15 protein-coding genes and 4 pseudogenes are annotated in these 20,687 nt (G+C 38.4%); 5 read left to right on the top strand and 14 right to left on the bottom strand.

Features of this window, described 5'->3' with window-relative positions:
- Positions 1 to 145: 145 nt before the first annotated feature.
- From LEP1GSC062_RS08580 to LEP1GSC062_RS08555, 6 genes and pseudogenes are all read right to left on the bottom strand, one after another.
- Positions 146 to 547: a hypothetical protein gene (locus LEP1GSC062_RS08580; protein ID WP_010576330.1), complete on the bottom strand. Its 402-nt coding sequence runs from the start codon at positions 545 to 547 to the stop codon at positions 146 to 148.
- A 207-nt stretch (positions 548 to 754) separates the two neighbouring features.
- Positions 755 to 2,473: an EAL domain-containing response regulator gene (locus LEP1GSC062_RS08575; RefSeq protein ID WP_010576331.1), complete on the bottom strand. Its 1,719-nt coding sequence runs from the start codon at positions 2,471 to 2,473 to the stop codon at positions 755 to 757.
- 340 nt (positions 2,474 to 2,813) lie between these two features.
- The gene (locus LEP1GSC062_RS08570; RefSeq protein ID WP_010576332.1) at positions 2,814 to 4,421 is read right to left on the bottom strand and encodes a sensor domain-containing diguanylate cyclase; all 1,608 of its coding nucleotides are present in this window, start codon (positions 4,419 to 4,421) and stop codon (positions 2,814 to 2,816) included.
- A gap of 1,443 nt (positions 4,422 to 5,864) precedes the next feature.
- Positions 5,865 to 6,605, bottom strand: a complete 741-nt coding sequence (locus LEP1GSC062_RS08565) for a FecR family protein (RefSeq protein ID WP_020983981.1) — start codon at positions 6,603 to 6,605, stop codon at positions 5,865 to 5,867.
- Between the two features lie 91 nt (positions 6,606 to 6,696).
- The gene (locus LEP1GSC062_RS08560; RefSeq protein ID WP_010576334.1) at positions 6,697 to 7,104 is read right to left on the bottom strand and encodes a hypothetical protein; all 408 of its coding nucleotides are present in this window, start codon (positions 7,102 to 7,104) and stop codon (positions 6,697 to 6,699) included.
- 550 nt (positions 7,105 to 7,654) lie between these two features.
- A pseudogene (locus tag LEP1GSC062_RS08555) lies at positions 7,655 to 8,912 on the bottom strand (ATP-binding protein); the annotation flags it as partial.
- A gap of 53 nt (positions 8,913 to 8,965) precedes the next feature.
- On the opposite strand from LEP1GSC062_RS08555, the gene LEP1GSC062_RS08550 reads away from it, so the two are divergent.
- Both LEP1GSC062_RS08550 and LEP1GSC062_RS08545 read left to right on the top strand, forming a co-directional pair.
- Positions 8,966 to 9,964, top strand: a complete 999-nt coding sequence (locus LEP1GSC062_RS08550) for an IS630 family transposase (protein WP_020983979.1) — start codon at positions 8,966 to 8,968, stop codon at positions 9,962 to 9,964.
- Between the two features lie 53 nt (positions 9,965 to 10,017).
- Positions 10,018 to 10,683 (top strand): annotated as a pseudogene (locus tag LEP1GSC062_RS08545) (transposase); the annotation flags it as partial.
- A gap of 552 nt (positions 10,684 to 11,235) precedes the next feature.
- On the opposite strand, the gene LEP1GSC062_RS08540 reads toward LEP1GSC062_RS08545, so the two are convergent.
- From LEP1GSC062_RS08540 to LEP1GSC062_RS08530, 5 genes and pseudogenes are all read right to left on the bottom strand, one after another.
- Complete coding sequence (locus LEP1GSC062_RS08540; RefSeq protein ID WP_010576339.1) at positions 11,236 to 11,451, bottom strand: hypothetical protein; 216 nt, start codon at positions 11,449 to 11,451, stop codon at positions 11,236 to 11,238.
- 33 nt (positions 11,452 to 11,484) lie between these two features.
- Complete coding sequence (locus tag LEP1GSC062_RS24670) at positions 11,485 to 11,736, bottom strand: hypothetical protein (protein WP_010576340.1); 252 nt, start codon at positions 11,734 to 11,736, stop codon at positions 11,485 to 11,487.
- Positions 11,737 to 11,751: 15 nt separating this feature from the next.
- A pseudogene (locus LEP1GSC062_RS24665) lies at positions 11,752 to 11,916 on the bottom strand (ImmA/IrrE family metallo-endopeptidase); the annotation flags it as partial.
- A complete protein-coding gene (locus LEP1GSC062_RS24660) occupies positions 11,910 to 12,110 on the bottom strand; it encodes a hypothetical protein (RefSeq protein ID WP_020983982.1) in 201 nt (66 codons plus the stop codon). The gene LEP1GSC062_RS24660 and the pseudogene LEP1GSC062_RS24665, both read right to left, overlap by 7 nt.
- A gap of 1 nt (position 12,111) precedes the next feature.
- Positions 12,112 to 12,495: a helix-turn-helix transcriptional regulator gene (locus LEP1GSC062_RS08530; RefSeq protein WP_020983970.1), complete on the bottom strand. Its 384-nt coding sequence runs from the start codon at positions 12,493 to 12,495 to the stop codon at positions 12,112 to 12,114.
- 1,026 nt (positions 12,496 to 13,521) lie between these two features.
- On the opposite strand from LEP1GSC062_RS08530, the pseudogene LEP1GSC062_RS24655 reads away from it, so the two are divergent.
- Positions 13,522 to 13,999: pseudogene (locus LEP1GSC062_RS24655) on the top strand (transposase); the annotation flags it as partial.
- A gap of 94 nt (positions 14,000 to 14,093) precedes the next feature.
- Here LEP1GSC062_RS24655 and LEP1GSC062_RS08515 read toward each other — a convergent pair.
- Both LEP1GSC062_RS08515 and LEP1GSC062_RS08510 read right to left on the bottom strand, forming a co-directional pair.
- Positions 14,094 to 14,792 carry a class I SAM-dependent methyltransferase gene (locus LEP1GSC062_RS08515; protein ID WP_139356682.1) on the bottom strand — a complete coding sequence of 233 codons (699 nt, stop codon included), beginning with the start codon at positions 14,790 to 14,792 and terminating at the stop codon, positions 14,094 to 14,096.
- A gap of 95 nt (positions 14,793 to 14,887) precedes the next feature.
- A complete protein-coding gene (locus LEP1GSC062_RS08510) occupies positions 14,888 to 16,228 on the bottom strand; it encodes a hypothetical protein (protein ID WP_020983972.1) in 1,341 nt (446 codons plus the stop codon).
- Positions 16,229 to 16,336: 108 nt separating this feature from the next.
- Here LEP1GSC062_RS08510 and LEP1GSC062_RS08505 point away from each other — a divergent pair, with 108 nt between their 5' ends.
- Positions 16,337 to 18,349 carry a protein meaA gene (locus tag LEP1GSC062_RS08505; RefSeq protein ID WP_039941598.1) on the top strand — a complete coding sequence of 671 codons (2,013 nt, stop codon included), beginning with the start codon at positions 16,337 to 16,339 and terminating at the stop codon, positions 18,347 to 18,349.
- A 20-nt stretch (positions 18,350 to 18,369) separates the two neighbouring features.
- The gene (locus LEP1GSC062_RS08500) at positions 18,370 to 19,320 is read left to right on the top strand and encodes a P-loop NTPase family protein (protein WP_010576345.1); all 951 of its coding nucleotides are present in this window, start codon (positions 18,370 to 18,372) and stop codon (positions 19,318 to 19,320) included.
- A gap of 388 nt (positions 19,321 to 19,708) precedes the next feature.
- Here LEP1GSC062_RS08500 and LEP1GSC062_RS08495 read toward each other — a convergent pair whose 3' ends face one another.
- A complete protein-coding gene (locus LEP1GSC062_RS08495; protein ID WP_010576346.1) occupies positions 19,709 to 20,230 on the bottom strand; it encodes a DUF1564 domain-containing protein in 522 nt (173 codons plus the stop codon).
- Between the last annotated feature and the right edge of the window lie 457 nt (positions 20,231 to 20,687).

The following is a 20,687-nucleotide window of genomic DNA, read 5'->3' as shown; positions in this document are numbered from 1 at the left end:
CGTTATTGCGAACGAAACCAGATAGACGAGTGTAATAGAGTGAGTTCCCTTCTACAAGAAACATCATAACTTATTCTCTAAAAGTGTTCTCTTCAGAATATAAGATGAATAAAATTATGTTGAATCACTAAATAGCTTTCTGATTTTAGAATTCAAACTCCTGAATTAAAGAATCTAACTCCAAAGCCTCTTTGAGTTCGTCAAAATCCGCCACTGGTTTGACCTCTCTCAGTTTATTGTAATTCATAATCCAGTTATAAATCTTTTGATCTGCCGTCACGATAAAATACCGAGTAAATCTTTCGGAGATTATATGTAAAATTCCCGTAAAAGCCCGTACAAACTCCGAATTGAGATTAGTCACTTTTGTGATATCCAATACCAACATTCCCTCCATCTCATAAAAGATAGAACTTAGTTTAGCCGGAATTCCCTTTAGAGTTTCATGATTGACCATGCCTGCAAACTCGATTACTAAAAGTTTATAACGAATTGTATTGACCTGTAGTTCTTTTAATTCGTGTTCGATTGTTACAGTCTGACTCATTCTTGGCTCCCAAAACAAAAAGAGATTCTTTTAAAATAAACTTTTAAAAGAATCTTTGTGTTTATAAGGAGTATATTGGAACCGATCATGAAATGCTTTTCAGCTTATAGTATGAGGGGTAAAATTAAAATTGAACACTTACCAAATTTTAATTTTCCTCGGACATGAGGAAACACCGAAAAACGATTTCGTGAAACGATTAGGAACTCAAGCTAAGTTTAGAATTGTTTCCGCATAAATGATTTCTTCCGCAGGCTCCATTAAATAATATCCTTGTGAATAGTCTATATCCAAAGATTTCACCGCTTCTAACTCCTCTTCTTTAGATACAAACTCGGCGACTACCTTGGCACCGATTGTATGAGCCATTTCTGTTATCGCCGCAGCCAATCGATATGAAGTTTGATTTTCATGAATTCCTTGTATAAATTTGCCGTCTATTTTGATAAAATCCGGCTGAATTTCCATCAGTCTTTCAAAGTTGGAACGCTCCACCCCGAAATCATCAATCGCAATTTTGCAACCGATTTCTTTCAATTCTTGAAGAGAACGAGTAGAATTGGAAGATCCGTTCCAACGATCGTTTTCTAGAATTTCAAAAATCACCCGATCCGGAGATATTCTGTAATGCAAAAGTCGATTCATCACCCAAAGTGGAAACCCTTTCTTATCCAAATCGGATTCGGAAATATTGATGGAAAAAGAATATTCGGAATATTTCGAGAAATATTTAAACGTTTTTTCAACCATTAAAGGAGTGAGTAATCGAATTAATCCCGTGGATTTTGCGATTGGAATAAACATCGCGGGATTATAAATCTGTCCCCCTTCCATAATTCTCGCTAAACATTCGTATTTCGTAATTCTTTCGAGCTTGTTATCGTAAATTCCCTGGAAGTAAGGAATTACATTTCCCGCATTCAGAGCTTCGTTGAACTTCCTACCCAACTTAAGGTTTGCATAAATTCGGTCTACCTTGTTGGTCGCTTCCGAATAAGAAACGTATTCAACGGAAGAATCATTGCTCGCAGTCATCATTGCAAGTCTCGCCTTGTCATATACGTCCGATTGGTCCGATGAGACTCCGATCGAAATTTTAACCTGAAAAGAAATCCCGTCCACTTCGATGCATTCGGATCTGAGAAAGATACGAACGGCACTCAGTAAAGAATAAAATCGATCCTCTTCGATTTTAGCCAGAATCGCAATCATGTTGTCGTAAATATGAAAAATTTCTCCGTTGTACCCTCTTACAAAACAATTGAGGACCGATAAGAATTCGGATAACATCTTACGATATGTCTCGATTCCGAAATTTTCAGCGATGGAACCGAAAGACTCTATTCGAATGAGAGCAAGACTGGAACTTTCGTTTTCGATCAGTCTTTGATCGATTCTTCGTTTTAAATTTTCGAAATTCGGAAACAAAGTTTCGCGATTGAACAGATACGTTTCTTCCAATTTAGAACTGAGTTCGGCCACCTTTCGATTTTGAAAGTAAGCCTTTACCGCTTCGGAAATGGTCAGAATCAAATCCTCGGAATCCCAGGGTTTTGAAAGATATCGATAAAGATTTGCTTTATTCAGTGCATTTCCAAGGGTTTTCGCGGAAGCATATCCCGTAAGCATTACTTTATAGATTTGAGGGTATTCTTGATGAATTTGAATCAGTAGTTCGTCTCCGCTTTTTTCACGCAGTACTTGATCACAAATGACCAAAGGAACGTCGATTTGTTCGGATTTACATCTCTCCAAAATTTCCATGGCAGAATCTGCATCTTCCGCGATCTCCACTTCGAATCGGCTTCCAAAACTAAGTTGAATTGCACACTTGATACTCTTCAATACGACAACTTCATCGTCTATTACCAATATAACCGGCTTGATATTCAAATTTGTATTTTGAATGAATTCGTTATTTCCCATCGTACTTCATCTTTATTTTAAATTTCATTCTCTCTAGTTCTTAAAAAAGATCCAACAATTCTAACTTCAAAACAGATACTTCCTTAAGAAGAATCAATTCATCTCTTGTCGTTACCAGACCTAATTGCGCAATTATTATCATGCAGAAGTTTCTATCAACTAACATTGAATTTAAAAATTCTTTTTCTATCAATTGTGCGTTAAAAACTTTGGTTATTTTTTATTTTGGATCTAAAATTAAAAGGAAATTCGATGTCTTAATTTCTGTAGAGTTATAATTTGAATTGAGATGATCGATTTACGAAAGATTTCAAAACGAAATTTAAAATTTCAATATAATTTAATTTTTCAAATCTGAATGGGAAAATACTTTCGGATCAAAAGCACAAACCCGGTTTCTACCCGAAGATTTTGCTCGATACAACGCCTGATCTGCATTTACGAAGGCTTCCTCCAAATCCAACGCTCCTTGTGAAACTCCAATACTCAACGTCACCGGGTTTCCATCGTCCAAACGAACTTGATTTTCCACTTCTTTGCGCAGATCTTCGGCAATGTCGGTAGAAGCTTTCTGACCGGCTCCGAATAAAAAGATCGCAAACTCTTCTCCACCCCAACGACAAACCGCATCAGTTTGGCGAACCGAACGACTAAGCACTTGAGCGACTTTTATCAACGTTTTATCTCCGGTATCATGTCCGAACTTATCGTTCACCTGTTTGAAATGATCGATATCCACCAGCAAAATCGTCCAATCCTTTCCGTGTCGATTTCCAATAGCAAGGGACCTCTGGGTCAATTTTAAGAAGCCCCTCCGATTCCATATCCCGGTCAATGGATCTGTGTGAATCAACTTGGACACCTGATTCATCGAAGAACGTAATTTGACATACAATATGAGCACAATGAAGAATGTAAATACGAGCACCCAAAAAGGGAGAAGATTTTTTATTATATAAATGATATATTCAAATATTTTAATTTCATGAATGAGCCAGATTTCCTCATCCTTAATTTTGTTTCCAATCCAGAAACTTCCTTTTTCGAGGAAAAACGCGCCCTGCGGTTCCATAATCATGGAAATCACCGGAAAAGGGAGCCTGGTATCCAACTTAAAAGCTCCGGATTTTGCTATGATTTTTCCATTTTCATCAATGAGCATACTTTCTCCGATACAATCCCCGCTTTCCAAAATTCTTTGCATCGCGTCCAAACCTATATCGATCGAAGCAACGCCGATGAATTTCTCATTTACATAAACTGGTTCGGAAATTGTTATCATTAGCCCTTTTCCTGCAAGGTCATCGTAAAGATCAGTTATAATTTGGCGTCCGGTCGGATTGATTTGAGGGATCGCCTGAGTCCAATACGGACCCAAATAAAGGTCATCGGTAAAATAATAATTTTCATCCTTAAACTTCGGAGTAATATAGAGAAACTTTTGTTTAGACAAATAGTAAGCCCAGACAACTTCGCTTTGTTTTTCAGTCAAAGACTCGAATTGTCCTCTTAAGTTCAGAGCGGCCTCAATTTCTTTGAGGAGGGAAGGATTCAATTTATAAACCGAACCCACTGCGGTAAGAGTTCCCGAATCAGCTCCTTCCTTATTTTCCCGACTGATATGGGGAATTCCAAATCTGTTTATACTTGGATAATTTTTGAATTTTTTAACGAGACTTGGATTTGCGGATGTATCTTCGTAAAAGGTCAAATAATCCGAAATCGATAACCCAAGTGCCCTTGTTTGCGAACCGACCCTACGAATATAATCCTTCATCACGCGGGTTCTCATACCGACGACTCGGTCAATTTCTTTTTTCATTCTCAGATTTTCATAAACCAGAAAAAATAACAGCAAAACAAAAATGATTGCCAAAAGCGAAAAGAGTATTCTCTTCTTGATTTTTACGTTTTCAACTTGTGCATTAGTGTGAGTTTTAAATTGCAACTTGATCACCTCAATACCATAAATGGATAATAGCGCTTTAATAGATCGATGATACAAGTTCTATCGAAAAAGAAATCCAAATTCTTTTTCATCACTTATCAAAATAAAACTTGAGAATCCATATTGTAAAACGTAGTCGATCTGAACTTTTTAATTCAGTTTCCGAATACAGAATGGAAAAAATACGAACATTTGACAAAAACAGCTTCTTTTGCTATTTAAAAAATATAATTTAGCGGAAGGATTTACTGCCTATATGAGTGTACAAGCTATTTCGTAACAAAAGTAATCTTATGTGATATTTATAACATCTTAAAAATCATCGAATCACGCAATAGAAATAATTTCACTTTATAATAAGAAAAGATTAGGCTCAAAATAGCTATAACCCTTGGTAAGGTGTTTTTTTATAAGGACAAATATATGGAGAAGAAGAAGTCGATCCTTTCCTACTGATCCGCACCATAAACTTTGAAATCAGTTCCGTTCGAACACAGGATTCCAGGCACCTTATTTATAATTTTCAATAATAACTTTCTAGTCCGATACGATGGTTTTATTTGTAAGTATAAATATACAAAGAAATACAAAAATTATTTTTCAATTGACCATCGAAAAAACATATATTGAACGGAAAGATTCAATCGAACCGCTTTGCGACCCGAAGAAAGCCTATACTTTCATAACCAACCCCACAAGTTAAGGAGGATTTTGGAATCATAAGGATCAAAAACGCAGATTTTTCAAGTGTTCCGACGTGTTAGTGATTAGGGATTAGATTTTAGTGGATAGAACTTTACATACAATAAAACGCAAGTGTTCCGACGAGAATGAGGCTTTTTACTTGCGAGAAGTATGATTTTCTGATAGAGAAAAATTTCCCGAGTTTTCCCGCCTATTTCGCGACCCGTAGAAAGCGAAATAGCCAGCGAACAGCGGAGCATTACCGAGCGATCCCTAGAGAGCAGCAAGGTTGAGTTTTGTAAGCGGCTCTCAACGAAGTTGAGAAAGAAAGCGAAATAGAGTTATTCGCCACCACCACCCAAAATCAGGGGAAACTCAGGCACAACGCTTCCTGAACTCAGCAAACACCTTCCTATGGGTCGGTGTTTAGGGCGCGAAAGGTATAACTCAGCAGAACGCTTCCTGAACCAGCAAACACCTTCCTATGGGTCGGTGCTTAGGGCGCGAAAGGTATAACTCAGCAGAACGCTTCCTGAACTCAGCAAACACCTTCCTATGGGTCGGTGCTTAGGGCGCGAAAGGTATAACTCAGCAGAACGCTTCCTGAACTCAGCAAACACCTTCCTATGGGTCGGTGTTTACGGCGCGTTCTGGGACGTAAGTTACACAGAGGATTTGTCGTAATTCCGACAGATTTATCTTGAGATCCAAGTACTTGTGGGTAAGGTTATGCATACTTTAGGTCGCATTTTTCAGGTATTAGAGGGACTCCAGTTTCTTTTTTGCCAACTCGTATATGACCTGAAACTGTTCGAGAGTCATTTTGTTTTGCCCGCCTACCGGAGAATCTTCGATTTCACTGTGATTGTGCACATAAGGAACATTCAATTTTTGTAAATCACTTGGAGTGATATAAATCGTTTTTTCCCCTTTTGTTACAGATAAATAATCGGAATCGTTGATTTTTTTAGTATGATTTTGCCTGTTTTCCAATTCTATATGGCCCTCACAATGACAGATAAACGTCATATCTCCGTAGACCGAAGTATAAAATTTCGTTCCTCTCACTCCCGCAGTTGTCGTTGGTGTATGGAGACTCATTCTCTCCCCTTTCACTAATTTGTTCGTTAGGATCCAAGTACTTCCTTTGTCTTGAAAAAAGGTTTTTTCATCGGCTTCTTCCTTTACTTGAAATCGGGAATCCGATTGAATTTCAATCAAGTAGGAATTCCCACCGAAAACAAGCGAAGCTACCGACTTAGATCCCGTAATGACTATATCTCCATTTAAGATCTCCTGAGAAACGGTCGCCTTTAAGTTTTGATCTCCTCTTTGAACGGAAACTTCTCCTTTTATAAAAGCAATCACTCCCTTTGCTCGATTCGATTGATCTTTACTACAATGAAAACCGAACCCACTTACACAGACGACAATCAGTATCACCGATATTTTTTTCATATATTCTCCAATCCAAGAAATCCCGATTTGAATCGAGTCCATGGATGTTTCCGGATTCCAAAAAGGCAAACGAAATATTTTAGGTATATATTTTTTAAATTCAAAATATATACCGATCTTTTATAATGATAGTTTATCTTTGCGACAACTTACCTGCAAGATAACTTGTTGGTACATATGCTCCTACCAAATCTAATATGGTAAACCATACCGGCGATGGTAGCATTATAATATTTGCGATGCCTCCTGCTAAAAAAAGGACACCTACCGCCAAAGCAAACTTTATCTTATGACTCGTACTTACCATTGCGGTTAGAAACGCTCCTGCAAATGTTCCAAGAGCATGAGCTAAAAAGGGCAAAATAAAATGTTTAGGCTGGAATAAATGCATGGATGCTTTCAGTCCTTCCATTGTAGTCACATCAGTTCCACCTGGCGGAGGTATTATATGACCGCTGATCATGATGATTCCCATGTTTACTATACTGCCGAAAACAGCTCCTGCAATAACTGCTATTATATTTTGAATGATTGGATTCATATTCTATTGTCCTAATTTTGTTTTTTGATCGACGATTTATCCCAAAACTCAGGTCGCTCGCTGAAGTTCAAATCCGGATTTCCATATAATTTCAACGGTAACGTACGGCAAGAATAGTTTTTAACTTTTCAGCGCGGTTTCTATGAACTTTTTAAAAACAATGATTTTTTATAAAAAATCTATATTTGCGGTTTTTAATGTACAGACTGTCTGTTTTTTCGGAGGAAGTTTAAACTTTGAAAGTAGAGGAGGCTTATAGAAGAAAATTCAACACAATAATTTCTGCTTGACTACGTTGAAAGATATTACAATAGAATTATTAAAAAATTCCACAGTTCAGATTAACAAAACCACTTCAATCGACCGTTTTTATGAAATAGAAACAGATAGAAAATTTTTCAACAACTCTACTTTGCACAGACCGCATGAAACTCTTCTGGAAAAAACACTCTATGAAATTTTAAAAATTAAATTACAATCTCAAACAAAGGAAAAATTGTTATCAGTGTGGACGGACATCATTGAAAAAGCGCTAAAAACAATCTTCATATCAATTCTTAAGTGTGGGATACTTTACCCCCAATAACTTCTTATGTATTTTTTTTGCTAAATTACTAAACTTAATAATATCGGTATCTAAGACCGTTGCGGAGGCCCTCTTATGCACTAAATTACACCGAAGACGATAATAATAATCTAAATTATTCCAATCGGAAATATTCAAGATTCCACTTGAATATTTCTGTATTTCCTGATGAACCAAGTGCCTTTTATCAAATATCTTAGCTAGTGCTGCATCAGAATAAAAATGCGATTTCACTTTATAAGTTAAATAATCTTTAAAAGCGATTTCAATTGAACTATCAAGAAGAATGAGAATAATTCTGTTTTTAGTCTCGAAACTCTTACTTTTGATAACTTCAGCCATAACAACGACTTCATACGCTCCAACAATCCAAGGCTCTGATTTAGCTAAACTTAAGTTCAATTCCTTAATTTTATTGGACAACTGTTTCTTTAACTTCGGAATTTCTGGTAATGCGGTTTTTTCGATTTCTGAGATAGACTGGATCTTTTCAAAATTTATTTTACCTTGCTTAAAAGGAGCTACTTTAGTTTCTCTTTCCGGGAAAAGATTACGAGACGCAGATGTATAATGCTTAATTACTTCAATTATTTTTTCCCGAATCAATTGAAAGACCTTATGCTTTATATCAACACCACTCTTACTACTATTCCACGGCATTTGCTCTGCTGGACCAACGATCTCTATTATAACTCTTGCAAGCGAGATTGAGTTATGTGGTACTCCCACTTGACCTTTTGAAAAACCGACTTCTGGGGTTTTAAGTGATCGAACAATTAATCTATTATTGCAATAAATATAAACTCCATATTCCCCATACCCAGAATCGCCGCCTTCAGCAATTAAACCTCCCGTAATCTTTACGCTTATTTTTTCCCCTCCGATTTTGGTAGTTAAATCAAACCCTTTCGGAGGAACATCCGGATTATGCGACCATTCCTTATCAAAATGCAGTGGTTTGATCCGTTCTCCATTTAATTTTAAGTCAATACATTCGTTAATTAATATTTTAGAATATATTGCAGAAATATGATCTTTAATATCGCGAATCGATTGTCCAGTTAGAATATCCCTGATTTTAGTCATTTCAATCTCAGTAGAATTCTCATTTATATTACTTAATTCATAAACTGGAAATTTCCAATCTTCAATCCTTTAACCAATCATCCGTTATTTCCACACTATAAGTAGACTGTTTCTTATATCTTGATTTTATAATACTGATCCCTACAAAAAAGAGTACCAAAAATATAACAATAATATCCCATTGTCATAATGCAAAATTTAGAAAGGGAAAAGTTAAAACGTTTGGAAAAACGTAGGTTGAAGGGAATTGCTCTCTTGAAGAAGGGCTACACGTGTTACGGAGTATCAAAAAAGCTTGGAGTAAGTAAGCAATCGGTAATGCGTTGGCGAGAAAGATATGAAAAGGAAGGAATCGAAGGAGTAAAATGGAATGGTCGACGAGGTCGACCGACCAAATTGACCATTTCAGAGAAGAAAGAATTAAAAAGAATCATCTTGAAAGGTCCGATCAGTAACGGTTATCCGAATGAACTTTGGTCAACGTATCGCGTATCGGAAATCATACGAAAAAAATTCGGAGTAACGTATCATCAAGATTACGTAGGAATTCTCTTACATCAATTAGGATTTTCGTATCAAAAACCAAAAAGAAGAGCGTTGGAAAGAGATGAAAAGGCAATTGAAACTTGGAAAACGAAAACTTGGCCCGGTATAAAAAAAGCAGAGAATGAAGGGTTTAAGGTCATATTTTTAGATGAAAGCGGAATCAGCCAGAATCCATATACGATAAAAACTTGGAGCTTAATCGGAAAGACACCGATCCTTCGTCACAAGATGTCTTGGAAAAAGTTATCAGTAATCGGTGCTATTTCTAAAAAAGATTTTCACTTCCAGATCATAACAGGTTCTGTTAAAAGCCAGGATCTTATTTATTTTTTAAATATACTTCTAAAGGAAAATCGCAAAAAGATTTTAATAGTTTGGGATAATTTATCTGCTCATAAAAGCAAAGCAATGAATGAATTTTTAAAAGCAAATGAGAAAAGGCTTCGAGTAGAATTTTTGCCTCCTTATGCTCCGGAATTAAATCCGCAAGAATATATCTGGTGTCGTTGGAAGAAAAACTATATGGCTAATTTTTGTCCGGAGAATCTTAGCCAATTGATTCAAAGAACTAAATCTACTTTAGGTATATTGAAATCAAATACAATCAGTTTTGATAGTTATTGGAGACAAGCTGGTATTTAGGTACTCATTTTTATAGGGATCAGTAAAATTGGCGGTACTCCTTTATGTAGAGATCAATAAAATCAAAAGACCAGGATTTAAGAAAAATTCAATATGTCTTGGATGCGGGTTATGCGAGTGAGGCTAACTTCCGCAGTTTAAAAGAATTCGACCTTTATTGCCCGGACCAGAAAATAACAAAATTATTTCAAGTGGGGAAAATTCCTAAAGTCCCAAAATCCACTCAACGTAAACCAAAATCGATCCGGTTTACGTATGAAAAGAAATTGAATCGATTCATCTGTCCGACAGGTAGAGTTCTTAAATTCAGAATAGAAAAATATCTTCATGGAAAAGATAGCTATTCGGATTTTCGTTCGACTAGTTGTTCCGGTTGTCGTTTAAAACAGTTTTGTTCCAAGGGAAAATCAAAGTCTATTTTGGTAAATTCTAAGAATCTAAAAAGAAATTATATCCATTCGAGTTCGGCAAAGAATTATCATCCGGATCAGATGAACAACTTCTATACGATGGAGATGCGAAGAAAACTGAGTGAACCTCAATCCAGAACCGTTTACTCCAAAAGATTTCCTTCCATTGAAGGTGTATTCGGTGCAATCAAAGGTTCTCGCGGAGGAAATCTTTTTTTGACAAAGGGAATCGAAAAAGTATCCACTGAATGGTCGGAAAGATGTTCTGCTCATAATATTGCCAAGCTTTGTGGATTTCGTTATATTTAATTTCCGAACGAAGGTGTTCCGATGTCGCCAGGTAGTATGAAAAAAATTTAAATTCGAATCAGGTTTAAAATAGAGGTTTTTTCTCCGTCTCTTTTTCAACAGGCTCGTGGGGAGAGGCGGCGGGAAAACTCGGGAAATTTTTCTCTATCAGAAAATCATACTTCTTGCAAGTAAAAAGTCTCATTCTTGTCGGAACACTTGCATTTTATTGTATGTAAAGTTCTATCCACTAAAATCTAACCCCTAATCACTAACACGTCGGAACACTTGCATTTTATTGTATGTAATGTTCTAACCACTAAAATCTAATCACTGACACGTCGGAACACTTGCGTTTTATTGTATGTAAAGTTCTTACCCCTAAAATCTAACCCCTAATCACTAACACGTCGGAACACTTGAAAAATATCAGCTTTTGATCCTTATGATCCCAAACTTCTTAACTTGTGGGTAAGGTGATGATAGGAGGGTGCTTGCTGAGTTCAAGTGATGAATCAATTTTCGATTCTTTTCGGAGATCGATTAAAATTGGATTCGTTTTAAGAAAGTTATTTACACAGGATTGCTGACACTACCCGATGAATGTGGATTATCAGCTGGCTCCAAGATATCTGGCATCATTCCCCCAACAACCCCCAAGCCCGTTCCGATGAAGAGGCGCATTATTTTTTCATTTGTAGTCAAATCTGTACGGTCTTTATCCTCGAAAGCGACTTTTAGCAACTCCGCTAAACCACCAGCAATTTGATGATTTCTTTTATTCGCCATTCACTTGCTCCTTTGAAACGAATTCCTTTAAAATTAATAATTTCCCTTGTCTTTCCTTCTAGTAGTCCAAGTTTTATAGACTGGAACACCAAACAACTTCTCCTCTAACTTTTTCCAAGAAACATTATCAAAGGTCCCCGGTTTTGCTAACTTAAGAAATACGGCACGCTTTGCTAAACCAGCGTAACTTAAAGTTGTATCAGTTTCCTTTTTTAAATTTACGATGTTTTCTGGGGAGCACTCCTCATGCCCAATTCCTTGAGACAGAAGATCTTTAATAAACATTTCCTCCGGGTATAAAAACTCTGCAGAGAAAACTTCGGCCCCAATTTCTATTGCCTCGCTTATATTTTTATTTGTACATACAAGAGATCCATATTCTTGATCGACTAAGTGATGTTTTAGTTCATTACCGAGCGTAAAAGCATATGGATCTCTTGGTAAATCCTTCTTAACTACTACGATGGAAGTCCATCCTCCAAAAGATAAGCTCCCCTTAAATTCTTAAAATCGTGAAATAAGACAATCTCACTCACTCCTTCAGCTTTAAGCACTTGCTTTAAATCCGAAGGTAGAATACGAGAAGAAGTTAAATTATGACCTTTTCGAATCTTTATCGCTAACTTTTTTAATGATTCGTAGTATTCAGAACGACTCATGTTATTTATTTTTTTTCTTTTTACTTGGCTGTTTTTTTTCGGCTGTTTTATATTTCTTTTGAGCTAATCTAAACTCTGCAAATCTTCTTAACTCCTCTTTATCCTCATCATCTAAAGAATTAGCCGATCGAAAAAGGGCCTCTAATTTTACATCAGACTCATTTTTATCATCTGGCAAGAGCTCCAATATTGAAACACGAAAGAATTTAGCTAATTCATAAAGATCTTCTATTCTAGGTTTATATTCTCCTGTCTCCCATCTCGATATAGTATTCGGGGCTTTAGATAATTTCTTAGCCAATTCAGTTTGAGAAATTCCTACCCCGGAATTATATTCTTCTCTTAACCGTTTTATTGCTTTCGCTACATGCTCTATTATTTCCACCTCTTTACTATCCTACAACGGGATGGATTGTCCATCACTTTTCGTATTTTTTTATTTGACAAATATCGACTTTTATGCATAACTTTAAAAATCCTATTTAAGGATCAAATCGTTACCAATGGAGAATTGACAGATGGGAAGTTCAAAAACAGTAAAAGTACCCGGCTATGAGAGATCTAAACCAAGCACACCGGCTTACAAAGGCCCTGGAAACAAACCAGGACCGAAGCCAGTTCACGTAAACCCTCATGAGCGATCAAAGCCCAAGTAAATAAAGGAGTAAAAAATGAGACTATTACTCAATGAGAATCAGAGATCAGCTCTATACAAAGTTGATCCGAATAGCAGACCAAATGGAGGATTTCAATCACTCTTAGTTTCGTTACAAGAAAAATGCAACCCTACAACAAATGCGATTGATATAGATTCCAAAGCAAAAGAACGAATCAGGCGATATGCTAATAATTATCGAAATGGAGGTTGGCAAAATACCTTAAGGACTATTTTTCCATCTATCCTTGAATAAGATACGGATATCGCCTGGACGAGAGCCTGGTTGTTTTTCTATACTTCCAGGCACTTTGCCCTAATCCTCTTAAATGTAATTTAGGAAAAGACAAAGAAATAATTCCTTACTTCGTTTTCGTTATCTAAAGACGTTTATAAGTATTTAATAATTTCAGATACTTGGACAGCCTTCAACCCTGATCTCATACGCTATCTTTCAACGCTTTTTAATTGACATTTTCCTTAATCTATGTATATAGGGATTTGAATCTAAGACCATTCATGATTATATCCGTAACATTACAAAAAATCCAAAATACTCGAATTTCGAAATTTCCTGTGGTTTCTTCAGGGGGTTACACGACTTGGTCGAACTTAGGCATATCTCCTCGCGCCAATCCTCACCAAACATCATTTCATAATGGATTTATAATAGATCGAGACTTAAAGAAAAGGAATAATAAACCTGAAATTAGCAGAACAGAATTTACCCCGAAAATAGAGAAAACACTCTCCCTAATTAGACTGTTTGAAAAAGACAATTCACCCTTCAATATCATCTTCTATACACGCATCACTAAAAAGATCCTCAATGAATTCTATCCTAAGTACTGCCCTCACTGTGATGATCAGCTTTTAACAAAAGAAATCAGTACAAGACCTGATGTGATTCGCTGTGAAGTCTGTAGATATCAATGCTCCAGGCTCAGTTATACTCCCTTAAATCATTTTAAACTCCCTCTTTGGATGTTCGGATTCGTTTTCTATGAATCATTGATCCAATATCCTAAAGTCCTTACATCATTTGAGATATCGAGAAAGCTCAGAATCAGTTACAAGGCTGCATCACTGTTAAAGAGAAGGTTTCAGTTTCTGCTCTGATCTATTACCGATCTACAAAGACCTCACCTTTAAAGTTTTAGAAACTCAGTTCAAAGACTTCAGATTAGATCCAAACTCAGATACAACTCTTACTCGTAAAATGGCAAGGAAACCCTCTGGGAAGTAGTCAATCCGGGGAAAATATTAGGAATTCTGATCGAGTCCACTACTCTACTGCGGTGAGGAAGGGTGGGAAGGGATATAACGCCTCACTCGTCCTTAAACAACTCGTCCGTAAATCTTGAATCTCCGACCAATCTACTTTCCAAAAAATTAAAACCGACTCTTCGAAAATACGGTTCGATGACCTTGAGATATTGTTTTTTAGTTCTCACATAAGCGTAAGGATCTTCAAAGTAGATATCCTTTTTCATTCGAATATAATCTTCCTTTGTGGGAACAGAGAAATAAAGATACTTAACGATTTTATGAAGTTTTTCAAATACAGGTTTCAGATCACCTTTGATGTATTGAACCACGGAATTGCAGATTCCAAAATCGAAAGGAAGATGAACAAAATAAGAAAGATCTAATTCTTGAACGGTTGTGTTTAAAACAGAGATGTTCCATGCACGAATCCATTTCTGAGCGAGAAGCTCGTCGAGCATCTGTTCGGAAGGATCGATGGCAAGGACCCTTCCGGGTTTGAAGATTTTCACCATTTCTTTTAAGAGTATCCCTTTACCGAACCCGAAATCCGCCACCGAATTTACATTTATTTCCATCAAATTCAGAATAGATTTCGCATAACGTGCGTGTTCCTTTGCATTGAACGTGGCATCTACGTCCGTTCCCGAACCGTAAATATCTCTCCAATACTCGGTCTCGAACGGTAGGCCGTTGGCTCCCAAGGCCAAGTCTTCGTTTTCTAAAGGTTCTTCCTGTTTCCCATTCGACTTGAAGTTCAATTTTTCTTTATAGAAGGATAGAGATACCACCGGATTCTTTCCTTTAGAAACGGAGTTCTTATTTTTTACAGTCGATTTTTTTTTCCAGATCGACTTCAAGGATTCAGTTCCGGACTTAACGCAGAGATAGAAAATATTCCCGTTAGAAAACGGTTAAGTCTCTTCTCCCCGGTTTTCGAAGAAAGTTGAGTTTTTGCTTTTTCAACTTGAATCTTAATCTGTGTATTCTCCTTTTCACCGGAGATAACTTTTGTCAGAAATCCGGTAATTAAAATCTGTTCTCCCGATAAAAATACGAATTGAGGATTTTTAAACTTATAACGTTTGAGCATCTCTCTTTTATCCGCGAGCCAGATCTCCTCAAGAAACAGATAATCCCGATTTTTCCATTCTTTCGGTCGAATCGATTGTAATCTTTGTTTGGAATGAAAATACACGTAAGACGAAACAGAAGGACTCGTATAAACTCTTTCGTCCGTCTGAATCACTCCCCTATTCTTTAAGCTCACAAGATCCTTCGTGAATGCTCCGAGTTTGGCCGCGTCAAGTCCGGATGTCGGTTTAACGGAAAAATAAACAGACACGAGAAGGATCACAATCAAGACCGCACTCGCCGCCACGGTGTTAAGCTCTTTTTCGGATTTTAAAAGGAAGTTTCCGATATATAAAATTAAAAACAAAGGCCCAAAATTGGAGAGATAACTCCAGAGTAATTTGTAGAACATTTCGAAAGAATTTACGCCGTAGAAATTTGTGACGATCAAAACAGTCAACAACGTAAGAAAGGTTCCCATATACGCGAGCAAGACCAACTGAGGGATATTCCTTCTCTTAAAAAAAACGGATTGATGTTTTTTTCTTTCTCGGATTCCTAATGTTCCCGCCTTCAATACAAAAATCGTAAAACCGACTAAAAAGATCGTAAAGTGAGAGAAAAAACTTCCAAGGATACAGACGATGAGAATGAATATGTCACCCAAAGTCTCCATCCTAAACGCAAGAAAAAGAATCAAAAGAAAAAATAAACTCAAACATTCCGGATACAAAACCAGAGGTATGGAATAAGTCAGAGGAGTGATCGCGGATAAATAACAGAGAATATAATGATTCGGTTTCCATTTTTCCCTCTGAAAAATCAATCCGATCCAATGAATCCCAAGCGAAAAAATAAATGCGGAAAGTGTAAACAAAGCCGTGGTATAGTTGAGTCCTGTGACCGATTTCCAAAGATTCAGAACCAAAAACGGAAGAGGAGGTTCGTCGGAGAAAAACTTTCCTTCTTCGGTTAAAGAACGGAGATTGGCAAGCATTTCCATCGCCTCCGGATTCAAAGGTTCTCCGAACCAGTTGTAAAGTACAGAAAGAACGACTGCAAGGCCGATCACAGATAGGAAAAGGAAGATTAGGTTGGCTTTATTACTTCTTTCTAAGTCCATTGGAGCTCGTAGGGTTTTTGCGGAAATCAGAGCAAGGATAAAAATTTGGGTGAAATTCTACCAACACATTTTGAAGTATCAATGAGACATCGAATCGGGACAAAATTCATGGAAAATAAAAATCATATCCTATACGACAAATCCGGTAAACCCTCCAAAGAACCTGCTTGGATTTTCAGAACGTATGCGGGACACACAAACGCGAGAGAATCTAACGAACTTTTTAGAAAAAATCTATCCAAAGGACAAACAGGTCTTTCCATCGCCTTCGACTTGGCAACTCAATGCGGTTATAGTTCCGATCACGCAATTGCAAAACCGGAAATCGGGAAAGTCGGTGTTCCGATCAATACCTTGGAAGATTTTAGAATCCTTTTTAACCAGATCCCGATCGAAGAGATGAACACCTCGATGACGATCAACGGAACTTCGATGTATCTTTTGTCCCTTTACGTCGCCCTCGCCCAGGAACGCGGAGTAGACGTTTCCCTTCTCCAAGGAACCACTCAGAACGACATCATCAAAGAATACCTCGCGAGGGGAACGTACATTTTTCCTCCAGCGCAGTCCATACGAGTCATCGTCGACATGTACGAATATTGTCTGAAAAACATTCCGAAATGGAACCCTTCCAATATTTGTTCGTATCACTTGCAAGAAGCCGGAGCGACACCTGTGCAGGAACTCGCGTTCGCACTTGCAACGGCAATGGCGATTCTAGACGCGATCAAGGAAAGAAATTGTTTCACCCCTGACGAGTTCGAACAATGCGTGGGAAGAATTTCATTCTTCGTAAACGCGGGGATTCGTTTTGTGGAAGAGATGTGCAAGATGCGCGCCTTTACGGAAATGTGGGACGAGATTACGAAAGACCGTTATCAGGTAAAACAGGAAAAATACCGCCGTTTCCGTTACGGGGTTCAGGTAAATTCTCTGGGGCTTACCGAAGAACAACCAGAAAACAACGCGTGGAGAATTCTCATAGAAGCGTTAGGCGTCACCATGAGCCGAGATGCAAGATGTAGGGCCCTTCAACTTCCCGCTTGGAACGAAGCTCTTTCCCTTCCGAGACCTTGGGATCAGCAATGGTCTTTACGATTGCAACAAGTTCTCGCGTATGAAACGGATCTTCTGGAGTATCCGGATCTATTCGAAGGTTCTAAAGTTGTCGAAAGCAAAGTAAAAGAACTTAAAGAAGAAGCTTATAAAGAAATTCAAAAGATTCTCGATATGGGCGGTGCGATCAAGGCGATCGAAAACGGTTATATGAAATCTCAGCTTGTTAAGTCCCAAGCGGAACGTCTTGCTAAGATCAACAACAATGAACTCATCATCGTCGGTAAAAATAAATGGACTGAAGGAACTCCTTCTCCACTCATGACCGATCAAGACGGAGGAGTTTTTAAAGTGGATCCTAAGTCCGCGGAAGAAACTTTGGAAGTACTTGCAAAAGTAAAATCGACAAGAAACGCAAACAAAGTCAAAGAGACTCTCTCACAACTTGAAACGGACGCTAAAGCCGGTAAAAATCTAATGCACGCTTCCATCGAATGTGCAAAAGTGGGAATTTCAACCGGAGAATGGGCGGACGTTCTCAGATCCGTCTTCGGAGAATATAGGCCTGCCACCGGTGTGGAAGGACAAAAACTCAATCTCGAAACCGAAAAAGTGATCCGAGTAAGAGGAAAAGTGGAAGCGTTTCTAAAAGCGAGCGGCTCCAGACCTAAGATCGTAGTCGGCAAACCGGGGTTAGACGGACATTCCAACGGAGCTGAGATGATCGCGGTATCCGCAAAACACGCCGGATTCGACGTGATCTATTCCGGAATTCGTTTAACACCGGAAGAAATCGTTCAGACCGCAGTAGAAGAAAACGCGGACGTAATCGGAGTTTCGATTCTTTCCGGATCTCATCAGGAATTGGCCGAACAGATCTTCCAAGAATTAAAACACTATAAAGCGGATATCCCTGTCGTATTCGGAGGGATCATTCCTCCGGGAGACTTCGACGCGCTTTTAAAACTCGGAGTGAAAGCGATCTTTACTCCGAAAGACTACGATCTTATGGACGTGATGGAAAGAATTATCGACATCATCTCTCAGACTGTAAAAGCCGCATAACGCGGTTCGACGGGCATGCCGTGAAACATCGCAAAGAAGATCTCGCGAAACTTATCTCCAGCGCGCGCGAGGGAGAAAAATTTCCTATCGCGAAACTCATCTCCGGCGTTGAAAAACCGGATTCCTTCGAGTTTAGAAAGAATCTCTTCGAGTCTCTTGCTTCTCAAGGTCTTACGGGCCAAAATTCTCTCACCGTGGGTTTTACCGGAACTCCCGGGGCCGGAAAGTCTTCCTTACTCGGGGAATTGGCGATTCAATTTCTAAAAGCCGACGACGGAGAAACGATGGCGATCGTTGCAATCGATCCTTCCAGCCATATCTCCGGTGGTTCTTTGCTCGGCGATAGAACCCGCCTCTCTCTTCCCGCTAGAGAGAAAAGGATTTACTTCCGTTCCCAACCAAGTCAATTGGAGTTAGGTGGAGTCAATCCATATACGTATCACGTGATCCGTTTGCTTCGCTGTTTTTTTCGTTACGTGTTTATCGAAACCGTCGGAATCGGACAAAACGAAATCGAAGTTTCCAAACTTACGGATCTTTCTTTTCTCGTTTTACAACCATTAGGCGGAGATCAGGTTCAGTTTATGAAAAGCGGAATCATGGAAGTTCCAGATTCTTTTATTCTCAACAAATGCGACGAAGAAGTCCTGGCGAATTCCAGTTATCATATGTTAATTTCCACCCTGGAATTTTTAAAAGACGTCATGCCGGGAAAGAATTTTCCTCCCGTTTTTAAAACTTCCACTAAAACCAAGGTTGGAATCGAAGATCTTCTGGAATTTATCCGCAAGACAAAACCCGCCGTCGATCGTTCCAAAGAAACGGATCTTCAGCTCAAAAAATGGATTAAGAACGAATACGGCAATTTCGGCCTGAAGATCATCGAACATCTTCCCCACTCCGGTTCGCTCAATTTCGAAACTTTGGAAGGAATGGCCCTCCGAGAAATTCGGAAAAATCTACAGCTTTAGAATCGTTGGTACGGATTTTCGATCGTAGAACGTGAGTGTAAACCTAACTTAACGTGAGCAGGGTCGTAAGAAAGTTTGGGCGAATAAGAAACTAAAGTGCAACGACTCCCTGAACTCAGGCGCAGAGCTTTCCTGAACTCAGCAAACACCTTCCTATGGGTCGGTGTTTAGGTCGCTCTGCGGGTCGTCGTCGCAGCTCGCGAATTTCATAGATAAAATGGCTCGCGACCGCGCTTTAACTCAATGTTTCTCCCTACGGGTCGAAACATATAATCGCTTTCGCATTTTGTTATATCGAACTCACGTTAACTTATGATTGTGATCGTTTTGTCCAAGGATGCTTTTTGAAATCCATTTGAATCATCGCCTAATAAGATTTTGGTGAAAGTCAGGAACCTCGGAGATAACGTTCGGTCATCGGATTCGGTTTGAATTCCAATTCTCTGGATATTAGATTTTGTCGCAAATCGAGCGTCCAGATCATTCTGTAAGTCTCATGAAAACTAGGAACTCCTCTATTTAAAGTTTCCACGATAGAATCCCCGACTCCGACGTCTTCCAACCAAAGCATGTAATTAAAAAGATAACACCTCGATACACCGTGCGCCGCCGCAAGTGCACCCAAAATCGCCCAAGTCCCAGTATTCACACGAATACTGAATTTTTTCATTTTCCCGACTCCCCGGTTGTATTTGATTTTACCCGCCTTACAATGGAGACGTTTCAACGCCGCAATGTATTTCCCGTATCTTCGTAATAGAAACGGAAGTCGTCTCGGAAGAATTTTTTTCTCTTCCCGACTCAAACGATCCCAATAAGTAAACGGAACCAAAAGAGAATCCAAACCCAACGGACCCTCAATCAAAGCGGATTCAATTTTTTGACCGTCATCCAATAAAAGAATATCCATATTAAAAAACGGTTCTTAGAACTTACTGTGTGGAGTGATTTTAGAGAATTTTTTGAATCAAACGTAGGTTTTAATTTCGAACATGTTTTAAATTCCAAATCCACACTTAACGAAACGTGTGAGTTCCCACAAATTACACCACCTAACGATCCTACATTTTCAAAGTTTTACAGTGAAATCTAAATTTGCAGTAGTTCCCACATGTTAAGATTTGGATAGATTCTTAGCATTGACTGTGATTACTGATCCCTATAAAATAACGTGAGTTCGGTATAACAAAATGCGAAAGCGATTATATGTTTCGACTCGTAGGGAGAAACATTGAGTTAAATTCCGAAGGAATTGGAGCATTATGTTGCGATCGTAGGCAGCAACATTGAGTTAAAGCGCGGTCGCGAGCCATTTTATCTATGAAATTCGCGAGCTGCGACGACGACCCGCAGAGCGACCTAAACAC

This window comes from Leptospira alexanderi serovar Manhao 3 str. L 60 (assembly GCF_000243815.2).
Taxonomy (GTDB): domain Bacteria; phylum Spirochaetota; class Leptospiria; order Leptospirales; family Leptospiraceae; genus Leptospira; species Leptospira alexanderi.
This window is presented reverse-complemented; position numbering and strand designations above follow the sequence as displayed.

Bases quoted from the DNA above. Each gene is read 5' to 3' on its own strand.
- LEP1GSC062_RS08580 (WP_010576330.1), bottom strand. From the start codon at position 547: ATGAGTCAGACTGTAACAATCGAACACGAATTAAAAGAACTACAGGTC.
- LEP1GSC062_RS08575 (WP_010576331.1), bottom strand. From the start codon at position 2,473: ATGGGAAATAACGAATTCATTCAAAATACAAATTTGAATATCAAGCCG.
- LEP1GSC062_RS08565 (WP_020983981.1), bottom strand. From the start codon at position 6,605: ATGGACTCGATTCAAATCGGGATTTCTTGGATTGGAGAATATATGAAA.
- LEP1GSC062_RS08560 (WP_010576334.1), bottom strand. From the start codon at position 7,104: ATGAATCCAATCATTCAAAATATAATAGCAGTTATTGCAGGAGCTGTT.
- LEP1GSC062_RS08550 (WP_020983979.1), top strand. From the start codon at position 8,966: ATGCAAAATTTAGAAAGGGAAAAGTTAAAACGTTTGGAAAAACGTAGG.
- LEP1GSC062_RS08540 (WP_010576339.1), bottom strand. From the start codon at position 11,451: ATGGCGAATAAAAGAAATCATCAAATTGCTGGTGGTTTAGCGGAGTTG.
- LEP1GSC062_RS24670 (WP_010576340.1), bottom strand. From the start codon at position 11,736: ATGTTTATTAAAGATCTTCTGTCTCAAGGAATTGGGCATGAGGAGTGC.
- LEP1GSC062_RS24660 (WP_020983982.1), bottom strand. From the start codon at position 12,110: ATGAGTCGTTCTGAATACTACGAATCATTAAAAAAGTTAGCGATAAAG.
- LEP1GSC062_RS08510 (WP_020983972.1), bottom strand. From the start codon at position 16,228: ATGGACTTAGAAAGAAGTAATAAAGCCAACCTAATCTTCCTTTTCCTA.
- LEP1GSC062_RS08505 (WP_039941598.1), top strand. From the start codon at position 16,337: ATGGAAAATAAAAATCATATCCTATACGACAAATCCGGTAAACCCTCC.
- LEP1GSC062_RS08495 (WP_010576346.1), bottom strand. From the start codon at position 20,230: ATGGATATTCTTTTATTGGATGACGGTCAAAAAATTGAATCCGCTTTG.